This window comes from Pseudomonas grimontii (genome assembly GCF_007858185.1).
GTDB classification, from domain to species: Bacteria; Pseudomonadota; Gammaproteobacteria; order Pseudomonadales; family Pseudomonadaceae; genus Aquipseudomonas; species Aquipseudomonas grimontii.
In genome coordinates this window covers 218,776-232,415 of the sequence record NZ_VFES01000009.1, presented here as the reverse complement: position 1 = coordinate 232,415, position 13,640 = coordinate 218,776, and the positions used below count along the sequence as shown (strand labels likewise).

15 protein-coding genes are annotated in these 13,640 nt (G+C 59.1%); 5 read left to right on the top strand and 10 right to left on the bottom strand.

The window, feature by feature from the left end; all coding sequences use genetic code 11:
* Window positions 1-69: 69 nt before the first annotated feature.
* From FIV39_RS16270 to FIV39_RS16260, 3 genes are read right to left on the bottom strand one after another with little or no spacing between them, the layout of a single operon-like run.
* Window positions 70-633: a peptidylprolyl isomerase gene (locus FIV39_RS16270; RefSeq protein WP_027603757.1), complete on the bottom strand. Its 564-nt coding sequence runs from the start codon at window positions 631-633 to the stop codon at window positions 70-72.
* 3 nt (window positions 634-636) lie between these two features.
* Window positions 637-1,440 (bottom strand): alpha/beta fold hydrolase, encoded by an 804-nt coding sequence (locus FIV39_RS16265; protein WP_090400191.1) that lies wholly within the window; start codon window positions 1,438-1,440, stop codon window positions 637-639.
* Window positions 1,441-1,454: 14 nt separating this feature from the next.
* On the bottom strand, window positions 1,455-2,378 hold the full coding sequence (locus tag FIV39_RS16260) for a LysR family transcriptional regulator (protein WP_090400189.1): 924 nt from the start codon (window positions 2,376-2,378) through the stop codon (window positions 1,455-1,457).
* A 49-nt stretch (window positions 2,379-2,427) separates the two neighbouring features.
* On the opposite strand from FIV39_RS16260, the gene FIV39_RS16255 reads away from it, so the two are divergent.
* From FIV39_RS16255 to FIV39_RS16240, 4 genes are all read left to right on the top strand, one after another.
* Entirely contained in the window at window positions 2,428-2,742 is a 315-nt protein-coding gene (locus FIV39_RS16255; protein WP_090400187.1) for a 3-phosphoglycerate kinase, read from the top strand.
* A gap of 151 nt (window positions 2,743-2,893) precedes the next feature.
* A complete protein-coding gene (locus FIV39_RS16250) occupies window positions 2,894-3,496 on the top strand; it encodes an FMN-dependent NADH-azoreductase (protein ID WP_090400185.1) in 603 nt (200 codons plus the stop codon).
* Window positions 3,497-3,707: 211 nt separating this feature from the next.
* A complete protein-coding gene (locus FIV39_RS16245; RefSeq protein ID WP_090400183.1) occupies window positions 3,708-4,583 on the top strand; it encodes a carboxylate/amino acid/amine transporter in 876 nt (291 codons plus the stop codon).
* A 68-nt stretch (window positions 4,584-4,651) separates the two neighbouring features.
* Window positions 4,652-5,068 (top strand): Lrp/AsnC family transcriptional regulator, encoded by a 417-nt coding sequence (locus FIV39_RS16240; RefSeq protein WP_027603763.1) that lies wholly within the window; start codon window positions 4,652-4,654, stop codon window positions 5,066-5,068.
* A gap of 250 nt (window positions 5,069-5,318) precedes the next feature.
* On the opposite strand, the gene FIV39_RS16235 is transcribed toward FIV39_RS16240, so the two are convergent.
* The 6 genes from FIV39_RS16235 to FIV39_RS16210 all read right to left on the bottom strand — a co-directional run bounded on the left by FIV39_RS16235 (window position 5,319) and on the right by FIV39_RS16210 (window position 11,734).
* Window positions 5,319-5,996 (bottom strand): phenylalanine--tRNA ligase beta subunit-related protein, encoded by a 678-nt coding sequence (locus FIV39_RS16235; RefSeq protein ID WP_090400181.1) that lies wholly within the window; start codon window positions 5,994-5,996, stop codon window positions 5,319-5,321.
* A gap of 4 nt (window positions 5,997-6,000) precedes the next feature.
* Window positions 6,001-7,218 (bottom strand): ATP-grasp domain-containing protein, encoded by a 1,218-nt coding sequence (locus tag FIV39_RS16230; protein WP_090400179.1) that lies wholly within the window; start codon window positions 7,216-7,218, stop codon window positions 6,001-6,003.
* A 12-nt stretch (window positions 7,219-7,230) separates the two neighbouring features.
* The gene (locus tag FIV39_RS16225) at window positions 7,231-8,412 is read right to left on the bottom strand and encodes an MFS transporter (RefSeq protein ID WP_090400176.1); all 1,182 of its coding nucleotides are present in this window, start codon (window positions 8,410-8,412) and stop codon (window positions 7,231-7,233) included.
* Window positions 8,413-8,420: 8 nt separating this feature from the next.
* Window positions 8,421-8,735, bottom strand: coding sequence for a Rieske 2Fe-2S domain-containing protein (locus tag FIV39_RS16220; protein WP_053133022.1), 315 nt, complete (start codon window positions 8,733-8,735; stop codon window positions 8,421-8,423).
* A gap of 12 nt (window positions 8,736-8,747) precedes the next feature.
* Entirely contained in the window at window positions 8,748-10,127 is a 1,380-nt protein-coding gene (locus FIV39_RS16215) for an iron-containing redox enzyme family protein (RefSeq protein WP_244176212.1), read from the bottom strand.
* Between the two features lie 317 nt (window positions 10,128-10,444).
* Window positions 10,445-11,734: a mechanosensitive ion channel family protein gene (locus FIV39_RS16210; RefSeq protein ID WP_090400174.1), complete on the bottom strand. Its 1,290-nt coding sequence runs from the start codon at window positions 11,732-11,734 to the stop codon at window positions 10,445-10,447.
* Between the two features lie 193 nt (window positions 11,735-11,927).
* Here FIV39_RS16210 and FIV39_RS16205 point away from each other — a divergent pair, with 193 nt between their 5' ends.
* Window positions 11,928-13,274 (top strand): DEAD/DEAH box helicase, encoded by a 1,347-nt coding sequence (locus tag FIV39_RS16205; RefSeq protein WP_090400172.1) that lies wholly within the window; start codon window positions 11,928-11,930, stop codon window positions 13,272-13,274.
* A 52-nt stretch (window positions 13,275-13,326) separates the two neighbouring features.
* Here FIV39_RS16205 and FIV39_RS16200 read toward each other — a convergent pair whose 3' ends face one another.
* Complete coding sequence (locus FIV39_RS16200; RefSeq protein ID WP_090400170.1) at window positions 13,327-13,602, bottom strand: hypothetical protein; 276 nt, start codon at window positions 13,600-13,602, stop codon at window positions 13,327-13,329.
* Window positions 13,603-13,640 lie beyond the last annotated feature (38 nt).

Sequence of the window (13,640 nt, the reverse complement as noted above, 5' to 3'; positions counted from 1 at the left end):
CGCCTGGCGGGCTCTCCTTTCAAATGCGCGCGCAGCCTTGTGGGCCGCGCGCGGAATTTCCTGCAGACCTCAGTCGATGCGCTTGGCCGACTTGATCAGGACAGGATCGATTGGCACGTTTTGCATGCCTTGTTTGGTGGTGGTCTGCGAGTTGACGATGATGTCGACCACATCCATGCCTTTGACCACTTTGGCGAACACGGCATAACCGGCATCGCGACCCGGGTCGAGGAAGGCGTTGTCAGCCACGTTGATGAAGAACTGGCTGGTGGCCGAATCCGGGTTCGAGGTGCGGGCCATCGACAGCGTGCCACGCACGTTATGCAGGCCGTTGCTGGCTTCGTTCTTGATCGGCGCTTCGGTCGGCTTTTGCGACATCTGCTGGGTGAACCCGCCACCCTGGACCATGAAGCCCGGGATCACGCGGTGGAAGATCGTGTTGGTGTAGAAGCCTTTGTCGACATAGGCGAGGAAATTCTTGGTACTGATCGGCGCCTTGACCGGGTCCAGTTCGATTTCAATGTCGCCGTTGGTGGTGGAGATCAATACGTGTGGCGCCTTGGAAGGCTCGGCGGCCATCAGGTTGGCAGCGAACAGAACGGAACCGGCAAAAAAGGCGATTTTTTTCAGCATGGGTCAGTGATCCTGGGTAGTGGTTTCGACTGTCTTTAGAAAATCGAGCAGGGTGGTATTAAAGACTTCGGGTTGGTCCAAGGGCGTGGCATGGCGGGAATCCTCGATCACCACCAGCCGCGCATCGGGCAGCAGTTTTACATAGATTTCTTTCTGGGCCACGGGGGTGTAGTCGTGGTCGGCGCTGATGACCAGGGTTGGACAGGTAATCCTCGAAAGTCGTTCCTGTACGCCCCAGCCCACAATCGCATCGAAGCTGGCGAGATAAGCACGTTTGTCGTTTTTTGCCCAGCGTTCGACCATCTTGCGGCGCAGGTCGGCCTGCGCAGGTTTTGGAAACAGCCGGTCGCCGAGGGCCTTGCCGATGGTGGTCAGGCTGAGCACACGGGCGAGCGTCCAGCGCTTGACCCACCACCAGTATTCCTGGGCACTGCGTACCTTGACCTGCGGCGCGCTGTTGACGATGCACAGGCTCTTGACCCGGCCGGGTTCGTCCACCGCCAGCTGGAACGCGATCATGCCGCCCATGGACAAACCCACCACATGGGCGGGCGGCAGGTCCAGGTGTTCGATCAGCGCAATCAGGTCGTAGGTGAACCCTTCGATGCTGTAGCGCTCCCGAGGTTTGTCGGAACGTCCATGGCCGCGCACATCCACCACGATCAGGCGGTAGTGACGGGCCAGCACCGGCACCTGCAGCTCCCAATCCTGGCTGCTGGAGCCCAGGCCGTGGATCAGGATCAGCGGAGTGCCGTGACCGTATTCCTCATAGTGCAGGCTGCAGCCTTCATGGTCGAACCAGGCCATGCATGAACTCCGTTTCAGGCTTGCTGGGGGGCGGCGAAAGGCGCGTCCAGAGGGGCCGTGTCAAAGGTGCGCAGCAGCTCCACGAGGATCTGCGTTGCCGGCCCCAAGGGTTTGTCCTTGTTTGAATACAGGTAGAACGTGGGGTGGCGGCTGCCGCCCTGTTCCAAGGGTAGCTGCTTGAGCACACCTTCGGCGAGTTCGCGCGCGATCATGTGCCGTGGCAGCCAGGCAAAGCCCAGGCCGCTGCCCACAAAAGCGGCGGCGGTGGCCAGGCTGCCGACGGTCCAGCGTTGTTCGGCGCCGAGCCAGCCCACATCCCGGGGTTGCTGGCGGCCGGAGTCGCGGATCACCACCTGCATCTGGCTTTCCAGGTCCTGGAAGCTCAACTCGCGGTTCATGCGGTGCAAGGCGTGCTCGGGGTGGGCCACGGCGACGAATTCCACATCGCTCATTTCGGTGCCCAGGTAGCCGGGGATGCTGAAGCCGCAAATGGCCAGGTCGGCCACGCCTTCCATCAACAGCTCTTCGACGCCGGACAGTACCTCTTCACGCAAACGCACCCGGCAACCACGGCTCTGCGGCATAAACGCGGTGAGCGCGCGTACCAGGCGCGCGTTGGGGTACGCCGCATCGACGACCAGCCGCACTTCGGCTTCCCAGCCCTGTTCCATATGGTGGGCGAGGTCTTCCAGCTGGCTGGCGTTTTTTACCAGTTGCCGGGAACGGCGCAGCAGCACTTCACCGGCGTCGGTGAGCACCGCCTTGCGCCCGTCGATGCGCAGCAGCGGCACGCCGAGTTGGTCTTGCATACGGGCCACGGTGTAGCTCACCGAGGACTGCGAACGGTGCAGCGCTTCCGCTGCCTGGGCGAAGCCGCCGTGGTCGACGACGGCTTGCAGCGTGCGCCATTGATCGAGGGTAACGCGGGGCGCTTTCAAGATGTGTTCCTCTTGTCCTAAGCTGACGGTCCCTATTGGAGACTGCCGAATGAGAAAATTCTGTTGTGTGTTGCTGGCGCTGCTGCCGATGAGCGCGTTTGCCTACCCCATCGATGTGACGAAAAAGATCGACGGCGTGAGCATCGATTACACCGCCTCCGACGTGGACGGCGATATCAGCTCGATCCAGCTGAATAACTACGGCACCCAGGACGCCGTGTGTTCGGTAACGTTCACCAACGGCCCGGAATCGCCGCGTCGTCGCACGGTTACGGTGCCGGCGGGGAAAAGCACCAACACCACGGTCAAGTTCAACCGCGCCATTATCAAGATGCGTATCGCGTTGGCCTGCGCCCCGAAATAACGCAGCAGCGGAGCATGCCCATAGCAATACTCCGCTTATAAACAAATTTATAGATGGGTTATAGCAGTTTTTTGCGCTTTTTTATCGAATTGGCTCTGTCTAATCTCCACTCCATCGACTTACAGCAATTACAGATGGAGCCTACGAAGCCATGTCCAATGTTCTGATCATCGAAAGCAGCGCCCGCCAGCAGGATTCGATCTCCCGCCAACTGACCCGGCAGTTCATCAGCCAGTGGCAGGCCGCTCACCCGACGGACCGGATTACTGTGCGTGACGTGGCGCTCAACCCGGTTCCGCACCTGGACGCCAACCTGCTCGGCGGCTGGATGAAACCGGCGGATCAACGCAACGGCAACGAACAGGCTTCCCTCGACCGCTCCAACGAATTGACCGACGAACTGCTGGCCGCCGACGTGCTGGTGATGGCTGCACCGATGTACAACTTCGCCATCCCCAGCACCCTCAAAGCCTGGCTGGATCACGTGTTGCGGGCGGGTGTGACCTTCAAATACACCCCCACCGGGCCGCAAGGTTTGTTGACCGGCAAGCGTGCCATTGTGCTGACCGCGCGGGGCGGTATCCATACCGGCGCCAGCTCCGATCACCAGGAACCCTACCTGCGCCAGGTCATGGCTTTTATCGGCATCCACGACGTCACTTTCATTCACGCCGAAGGGGTGAACCTGAGTGGCGACTTCCAGGAAAAGGGTATCAACCACGCCAAGGCCCAGCTGGTACAGCTCGTGGCATGAGCCGCTTGATCCTTTAATCGCCACATAATCGCGTGGTGTTTATATCGCTCCACGCAAACCCTTCAAGTCCGCGTACGAACCTCCCTTTGCACTTGTTGCTCCTGAGTGCTCCTGCCCGACTGCCGCTTTAGCGAGGTCGGGTTTTTTTTGCCCCGAGTTTCTTCAATCGCCGAAAACCTTTAATGTCCCGCCCATTCGAGACGAGGCGCGCATGGGCTATCTACTGGTTGTCACCCTGATTCAGGCATTTTCCTTCAGCTTGATCGGCGAATACCTCGCCGGTCACGTCGACAGTTACTTCGCGGTGCTGGTGCGTGTCGTGCTGGCCGGGCTGGTATTTATCCCGCTGACCCGCTGGCGCTCGGTAGAACCTGCCTTTATGCGCGGCCTGCTGGTGATCGGCGCGCTGCAGTTTGGCGTGACCTATGTGTGCCTGTACCTGAGCTTTCGCGTGCTCACGGTGCCGGAGGTGTTGCTGTTCACCATCCTCACGCCGTTGCACGTGACCCTGATCGAAGATGCGCTCAACCGGCGTTTCAACCCGTGGGCACTGGTTGCCGCCCTGGTGGCAGTGGCGGGGGCGGCGGTGATTCGCTTCGACCAGATCACCCCGCACTTCCTGATGGGCTTCTTGCTGCTGCAATTGGCTAACTTCACCTACGCCGCCGGACAAGTGATGTACAAGCACTTGGTGGCACGCTACCCGAGTAACTTGCCGCACTACCGGCGCTTCGGCTACTTCTACCTCGGCGCGTTGCTGGTGGTGCTGCCGGCGTTCCTGATGTTCGGCAAGGCCAACTTCCTGCCCGAGGCGCCGCTGCAGTGGGGCGTGCTGGTGTTCCTCGGGCTGGTCAGCACCGCGCTGGGGATGTACTGGTGGAACAAGGGCGCCTGCCTGGTGCATGGCGGCACGCTGGCGGTGATGAACAACCTGCATGTGCCGGTAGGGTTGCTGCTGAACCTGCTGATCTGGAACCAGCACGAGCCGCTGGGCCGCCTGGCCTTGGGTGGGTTGGTGATTCTGGGGGCGGTGTGGATCAGTCGATTGGGCGTAAAGCCTGTGTCTGGCGTACAGTCTGCGAGGTGATGGGTCGAGGGCATGCGTGAGCGGCAATGAAAGTCTGCTATCGAAAAGAACGGTGTGGGGGCGGCAGAGTGGACAAGATTGATGAACTGATCATTGCAGCCTTGAAGGATGACTCCCGAGTCAGCCTGGCGCAATTGGCGCGGCAAGTTCACAAGTCTCGAACCGCAGTGGAGTCGCGCGTTCAGAAGCTGATTGAAAAAGGTATCATCCTGGGCTTCACCATCAACGTCGCCGAGGGTGATGAGACCCTGCAAGCGGCGTTCTTGATGCTGACGCTCAATGGCAGCAATTGCCATCTGGTGTTTCCGAAGATCCAGCAGTTCAGCCAGGTGGTGCATGCCTACTCACTGTTTGGCGACGTGGACATGATGCTCGACGTTCGGTACAGGAGCTTTGAAGAACTGATGGTCTTCAAGGACAGCCTGCTGAAGATCGAGCATGTGAAGGAAGTCGTGGTCAACCCCGTGCTGAAGGCCTGGCGCTAGGCGCCGGCCACCTCTGCATGGCCTGGCTTCAGTTGCATGGGTATCTATACAACTTTCAGATACTGATAAATCTCCCTGTAGCGAGCGGGCTTGTCGAATCGTCGCACCGCCCGCGTTGGGCTGCGCAGCAGCCCCAATATGAGCGCTGCAGTGTGCCAGGCAGGTCCGGGGCGGTGTTTTGGGGCTGCTTCGCAGCCCAACGCGGGGCAAGCCCGCTCGCCACAATAGCCCTATCTGCTGGATTTATGCTTCAGGCGTGATCGCGGACGGTTTCAAGAAAATGATGGCTCAGGTTCGGCATTTTCTGACGCAGGGTGTCCACGAGTTCTTCGATGACCGCCTGGTTGAATTGGAGCGACGTGTCGTCATGCCCCAGGATCACCACCAACAGCCTCGACGAGTCTTTCGTCAGCCGGAAGTCATGGGCATCGGCGTCAACCTTGCCGATGCTCGCCAACGGCACATCACCGCAGGTATAGACGATATCGCCAACGGGAATCGTGATGGCCTTCTTGGCAAACAGTGGGCGTAGCACCCTCGGCTTGTCCGAGCGCATCACGTAGATGTCATCCTTCTGATGATACGTGTGCACGCCGATGCTGACCCCATGTCGGATCGCGACCGCGTTATAGGCGTCGACGATGTTGTTGATGGGGTACACGCCTTTGGCGATGAAGCGGCGCAGCAGCTTTTCGTTGGCACTGACGGTATTTTCGTAGCCGAGTTTTTTGAGCTGCCTGGCAAACCCTTCGTACACGATGTTTGAGTCCAACTCGTTAAGACGCGAGGCCACGTGGTTCAGGTTACTTTGCAGTACCCCGACGAAGCTCTGGTCATCCGAGACGGTGATGTCTTCGATAACGGCGGCACACGCATTGTTGATGCCCAGCTCACAGGCTGACTTTCTGATGATCAAGCGACTTTTCATAACCTTAGCCCCACAGTTTTTTTCGAAGGTTCGCGGTACTGACGTCCAGTTGCTGCGCCGAAGGGTGCTGCAGCCAGAACAATCCCGGGCAGGTCGCGAAGTCGACGGTGATCGGCGTGGTATCGCTGGCGCTGATGAAGTAACGATGGCCGCAATAGGCCTCGTCCTCTTGCGCGCTTTGGACTACCTGCGGCAAGGGAGGGGTGAAAGTGCGGCGTTCGTCGGAGCAGAAGAACCCGATGCGGCCATGGCTGATCTGGCTGACAGCATCGGCTTGGGGTTTTGGTTGGTCCAGGTAGCTATCAATCGCCAGTGACAGCAAGTCTGGGTGATACACCTGTTGAAACAGCAGGGGGGCAATACCGCCGTGCAGTCGGCCACCGGCCTCGATCATCACGGGGCCGGCAGCGGACCAGATGATTTCCATGTGAATCGGCCCGACCTGCACGCCCAGGGCCGCCGCTGCCTGGCGGGCGTAGTCGGTCAGTGGTTGCAACTGCGCTGCCTGGGGGTCAAGGGTGTCCAGGCTTTCGTAGACAAACTTGCTGCCGTTTTTATGGATCTTGGTGTACTTGCACACCGTAGCAATGATGTATTCGCCGCCGAAAGCGACCATATCCACCACATACTCCGGACCAGAAATGAATGGCTGCACGATAAACCCGAGGTTGATTTCCCCCAGGTCGTTTTTCTGCTTCCAGGCCGCGTTGTTCAATGCGGTCTCAACTTCGCCTCTGCCTTGGGCAAATACCACGCCTTCGGTGGCGGCCGAATTCAGCGGTTTGACGACGTAGGTGGCGGTTTCCTCCAGCGAGTCGACCACCTTGCGAATATGGCTCTGTGAACTCAGCAGTTGTGACTCAATGTTCGCCAGCCCATGGTGTTTGAGCGCTTGCTGCATGGAGAATTTGTTGCGGCGCAAATCACTGGTGACGTGGCTGTTACCCTTGATGCACAGCACTTTCGTGAGGTAATCGGTGAGGTAGATCGCGGTTTCGCAGCCCGCGATCACGGCGTGCAGTGACAGGCTTTCGAGGTCGACCAGCAGGCTCTCTTCCCAGCGGTAGACTTCTTCGAAGTCTTCTCTTATCAGGTCATCGGTGAAGTGTTTGGGCAAGGTGTCTGTCGAGATCACGGCGTAGCACTTCACACCCTGGGCCTTGAGCAGGCGGGCATAGAGCTTGCCCGTGGAGAACGGGTCAACGATCAGTACGGTTTTCACGTCGTGTATTCCTTATTCCGTGGTGGCGGTGGGCGCGGCGGCCGGGGTCAGGTTCCACGCCAGTACGGCAGTGGCCAACAGGCCGGCGGAGACGATCATCAACAGGCGTGCGCCTTCGAGCCCGAGAAACCCCGACGTGGTGAAGAACGTCAGGATCATTGGTGCCGAACCACTGACCAGCAGGTAGTAGAGCGAACTTTTGGCGGCGATCACGTCGGCTACCCGAGCGTTGGGCGCCGACTCGATCAGGGTTTTACGCAACTGGATCCGCAGGCTGTTGATGCAAAAACCCAGCAGGAAGGCTGCGGCCATCATCACGTAGAGGTTCTGGAAGTAGACGATTGCCACGTCCGCCAGGATCACCAGCGAGATGGCCCCGTAGCTGTTGAGCTTGATGCGCGGCAACACGGCGGCGCTGAAAGCCCCCAGGCCCGCCAGGCCACTGGCTACGCCAAACAGGGTGGCATTCCACTCATTGAGTTTTTGGAAAACGATGGGCACCAGGCTGTTGAACGCACCGATATGGAAACCGATCATGCTCAACACGATGATCAGGATGTAGAGGTTTCGCGGCAGCTCCAGCGGCCGCACAGTGGAGGTGCCGGTGGCCTGTTCGGCGGCGTGTTCGTTGGGGGTGTCGGCCACCAGGAGGATGGCCGCGAGCGAGAGAATCGCCGCCAGGCTGATGATCTGCAGCGTGTGGTTGACCGAGAACACGTCCACGATCAACCCGCCCAGGAGTGCACCGCCGAAGGCACCGATCTGTATGGAGGTTTGCATCAACCGTGCGCAGGTATCGCTGTCGGTAAGGCCGGCCAGCACCAGCTTGGTATTTTTCGATTCCAAGGTGCTGATGGTGAAGTAGTCGGTGACGCCCACCACGAAGGCGATGGCCAGGAAGCCGATCGGCAGCAAGGCGGCCTGGGTAAACGACAGCCCCAGTACCGCTGCGAAGGCGGCCAGGCGAATGTACAGCAGCCGTTTCAGGCTGAGTTCAATCGTAAAGAACTTGCCGATGTATTGTTCGCACAAATAGGGCACCACGGTCGCGACGCACAAGGTCGCGCCGACCAGGAATGTCGAGCCGGTAGTCTCCAGGCCGAACCAGACCATCGCGATGACGATCGCCATGTCGAGGCCGGTGAAGAGGGTCACGATTGAATAGAACGCGGTCAGTGTCGATTTAGTCTTCATGGGCTTCATCAGTCGTAACGGGAGATTTTAAGTAACGGCACACAGCGCTCTGTGTCGCCGACGACGGTGCTGATCTGGTTCCTGACGCGCACGGTGGGCAGCGCCTTCTTTTCCAGGTTGCAGACCTTGTAGGCGTTGTCGTGCCAGGGACAGATCACACTTTGGCCGTCGCCTGTCACTTCGCCCATGTGCAGCGGGCCGCCACGATGGGGGCACGCGGTGGGCAGCAATTGCGTCGAATACGCGTGACGCTTGAGAAAGTAGGTTCTTTCCTCCACGGCCACATAGTTGGCGTGGGTGAGATTCAGGCTGATGGCTTTCATTGGGGTGCCCACTCAGATGGCGGTGACGGTGTACGTGCAGGACGGGCTGGTGATGCGGGTGCCATGCAGCATTCCCTTGGGAATCACCACGCCTTCGCCGGCCTTGAGGCGCACCGTCAGTTCGGGGCTGGCGACAAACTCCAGCTCACCGGATTCGACCCAGAACAGTTCGTCATTCGGGTGGGTATGCAGCACCGAGAGCTCGTGTTCAGGTTCGGTAATCCTCAGGTCCACGGGTTTATGGCCCTGGAGCGCCGCTGCCTTGGCGCGATGCTCATCGAACTCGTCATGCCATTTGATATGGGCATACAACTCTTCGTCGGCGATGTCCTGAAGCAGCCTGAACTCTTCAAAGCCGCGAATAAGGTCGGGGATGATCTTGGTGCCGAACTGCTTGATCATGGGAATGATCAGGCGCTGGAGGGCCATTCTTCCGTGGTGTACATCGATGTGTGCATGCTCATCGAAATAGTCGGTGGAGACGCTGCCGTTGAAGATGGTCTTGATCGCGCGTGACTGGTGCTTGGTCGTCAGCGCCAATGTGGCTTCGGTGTAGTACATGGCGCCGATATAGCGGAACAGCTCGCCATGGTTGGCCGACACATAGTGGAAGTAGTTGGTGAGCGACAGCGATGCCGGCGTATAGAACTGCCAGTAGTGATGCACGTGATGCGACATGTCCATGCCCTGGAGCATGTCTTCAAAAATGGTGCTGTGCTTCTTTTTGTCGACGCCGTAGCCATACTCGTCGATCAGGATCTTGAACAATTCGCTGGTGTACACGCCGCTGTTACCCAGCACGTTGCGGGCCATGGCCGAGGCTTCACTGAGGAAGTCTCCCGCACATTGCGTCATGAAAAACCTGGCGGCACGTTCGGGGTGGCGGCTGGTGGTCAGCACTTCATGGAGTTTGGACTCGGACTGGGCGACGTCATCCAATACTTTATCGGTGTGGGCGATAAAAGAGTCCAGGCACCAAGGGCCGTTGATATGCACTTCTTCCTTGAGCCAGTTGTACAGGTAGTGTTCCAGCAACGGGCGGATCTTTTTGCCACTGGCCGCGTGCTGGGGGTCATAGAAGTTCTTGAACGCCTTGAAATCCAGTTCCAATGGCGGCTTGGGCAAGAAGACCAAGTCTTGCTCGTAGATATTCAATAACAACCGTTGCGCCAATAGATGCTGGCTGTTTGAAAGCTGATCGCTGGTCAGGCAGGTTGTGATGATTGCGTCGGTTACATCCTGCGGCCGCGAAGGTCGTTGATAGGGGCTTTGGGTATAGAAGTCGCGAGGTTGAGCAAAGGCAGTAGCACCACAATAGTGGGTCAACGCTTCGGCATTCGAACTTAATACAAAGTCTGCTGCATTATCGGAAAGCTGAGTTGTCCATAACATGAGGGGGGCCTTTTGCTGGCGTTGTTCGATGGCCAGATGCTAAGGCGTTGGTTTTTTTTAAAACAGATTAGAAATGGTGCGCGCAAGTAGTGAAATTCACTAAAGGCGTAGGAAGAATTTTCTTTATGGGGTCAGCCGGTTGAATAATCGGCAGCGACGGCTACACATAGTTGCGTGCTTTTATCGTGGGGTGTGTCAGCGGTGGCTCAAGTTGCACGTGAACGTGCTGTTTTATCAGTGGTGTTCAGATCAATACCGCTCCAGTGTTTGTCGCACCTGCCGGCGAGGCGCTTGCCAGTGCCTCGCCGGTATCGTTGTCAGTACTCCGCGGTTTCCGGGGTGCGGGTATTTTGTGTCAGTGCCAGTATCCCAGTGCGCAAGTCGGTGCCACTGGGTTGCTGGTACAAGTTCAGTCCGAACTCCGGCAACACGGCCAGCAGGTAGTCAAAAATATCCCCCTGGATCCGCTCGTAATCGGCCCACACCGTGGTGCGGGTGAAGCAGTAGATTTCCAGCGGCACGCCTTCGGCGGTGGTTTGCATCTGGCGCACCATGCAGGTCATGTTCGGCTGGATGTCCGGATGGCTCTTAAGGTAGGCCAGGGCGTATGCGCGGAAGGTCCCGAGGTTGGTCATGCGCCGGCGGTTGGCCGACAGTTGCGCGCTGTGGCCCTGGGCTTCGTTCCAGGCCTTGAGTTCGGCCTGCTTGCGCCCGATGTAGTCGGTGAGCAGGTGCACCTGGGTCATGCGTACTTCTTCATCGTCACGCAGGAAGCGCACGCCGCTGGCATCGATGAACAGGCTGCGCTTGATACGTCGCCCACCCGAGGCCTGCATGCCGCGCCAGTTCTTGAACGACTCGGACATCAGGCGCCAGGTGGGGATGGAGACGATGGTCTTGTCGAAATTCTGCACCTTGACCGTGTGCAGGGTGATGTCCACCACATCGCCGTCGGCGCCGACCTGGGGCATTTCGATCCAGTCGCCGACGCGCAGCATGTCGTTGCTGGTCAACTGCACGCTGGCGACGAACGACAGCAGCGTGTCCTTGTAGACCAACAGGATCACCGCCGACATCGCACCCAGGCCTGACAGCAGCAACAGTGGCGAACGGTCGATCAACGTGGCGACGATGATGATCGCGCCAAACACGAACAGCACCATCTTCGCCAGTTGCACATAACCCTTGATCGAGCGGGTACGCGCGTGTTCGGTGCGGGCATAGATGTCCAGCAGGGCGTTGAGCAGGGCGCTCATCGCCAGCACCAGGAACAGGATGGTCAATGCCAGTGCCACGTTGCCGATAAACAGGATCGCGGTCTTGCTCAGGTCCGGCACCAGGTACAGGCCGAACTGGATCACCAGCGAAGGCGTCATCTGCGCCAGGCGGTGGAAGACTTTGTTGTGCCGCAGGTCGTTGAGCCAGTGCAGCGCCGGTTGCCGGCCGAGTAATTTGACGGCGTGGAGGATGAGGTAGCGCGCCACCCGTCCGAGCAGCAGGGCCACCACCAGCAACACCAGGAAACCGAGGCTGGCATGCAGCAGCGGGTGTTCGTCGAGGGCGCCCCAGAGGTCTTGGACGTTGAGCCAGAGCTGTTTGATATCCATGGATGAAACCGATTCTTCTGTAAGACAAGACGGCGCGATTAGAGCATTTAAGTGCAACAAAGTTGATGCCGTGGACAAATGCCCTGACAAAAAAGCAACAGATTAGCGCCGTTCGCGTAAAGACACTCGGTTTGGACGCCCGAAACCGGTACCCTATGCAGCTGATTTTTTGTATTTCTTCGAGGTAGCACCCGTGTTTTCCCAATTCGCCCTGCACGAACGCCTGCTCAAAGCCGTGGCCGAGCTGAAATTTGTCGAGCCTACGCCTGTGCAAGCAGCGGCCATCCCGCTCGCGCTCGAAGGGCGTGACCTGCGGGTGACGGCTCAAACCGGGAGTGGCAAGACCGCCGCTTTCGTCCTGCCGATTCTTAACCGCCTGATCGGCCCGGCCAAAGTCCGCGTCAGCATCAAGACCCTGATCCTGCTGCCAACTCGCGAGCTGGCCCAGCAGACCTTGAAGGAAGTCGAGCGCTTCTCGCAGTTCACCTTCATCAAGTCCGGCCTGATCACCGGTGGCGAAGACTTCAAGGTCCAGGCCGCCATGCTGCGCAAGGTGCCGGACATCCTGATCGGCACTCCTGGCCGCATGATCGAGCAACTCAACGCCGGCAACCTTGACCTCAAGGAAGTCGAGGTGCTGGTGCTCGACGAAGCCGACCGCATGCTCGACATGGGTTTTGCCGACGACGTGCAGCGTCTGGTGGCTGAATGCGTGAACCGCCAGCAGACCATGCTGTTCTCCGCCACCACCGGCGGTTCGACCCTGCGCGACATGGTCGCCAAGGTCCTGAACAACCCTGAGCACCTGCAGGTCAACAACGTCAGCGACCTGAACGCCACCACGCGCCAGCAGATCGTCACCGCTGACCACAACGTGCACAAAGAACAGATCCTCAACTGGTTGCTGGCCAACGAGACCTATCAGAAGGCCATCGTGTTCACCAACACCCGTGCTGCGGCCGACCGCATCTACGGTCGCCTGGTGGCGCAGGACTACAAGGCGTTCGTGCTGCACGGTGAAAAAGACCAGAAGGACCGCAAACTGGCGATCGACCGCCTCAAGGCCGGCGGCGTGAAGATCCTGGTCGCCACCGACGTCGCCGCGCGCGGCCTGGACGTGGACGGCCTGGACATGGTCATCAACTTCGACATGCCTCGCAGCGGCGACGAATACGTGCACCGTATCGGCCGAACCGGGCGTGCGGGCAACGATGGCCTGGCGATCTCGCTGATCTGCCACGGCGACTGGAACCTGATGTCGAGCATCGAGCGCTACCTCAAGCAGTCGTTCGAGCGTCGCACCATCAAGGAAGTCAAAGGCACCTACACCGGGCCGAAGAAGGTCAAGGCGTCGGGCAAGGCCGTTGGCGTGAAGAAGAAAAAGACCGACGCCAAGGGCGACAAGAAAAAGGCCGGTGCCAAGTCGCCGACCAAGCGCAAGATCGCCAACCGGCCGAAGACCGACAACCTGTCGCTCGTCAGCAAGGATGGCATGGCGCCGCTCAAGCGTCGCAAGCCAGAAGCACCTGCGGCCGAGTAAGGCTTAAGGGATGTGAAAAAACCGGACGACCTTGTCCGGTTTTTTTATGTCCTCAATTTTTAGCCTTGGCGGCAGCTTCTTTCAATTCCTTGAGCCGGGCGTCGATCAACTGGCACTTGTCAGGGAACTCTGCGCTTTCAGTATCCAGGTCCATCTTCTGCAGCTCGTCGTTCATCTCCTTGGCCTTGGTCGGGTTCTGCTCGGTGAGCTTGGCCACTTCCTGCGCCAGTTGCTCGCGCTTGGCCGTGGCCTCTTCCGGGGTGCAGGCCCAGGCGGGCAGAGCGGTGAGCAGCGTGGCGACGATGGCCAGGTTTTTCAGGGATTTCATGGTCGGACCTCCTTGGCGGTGATGCTCAGTTGAGGTGG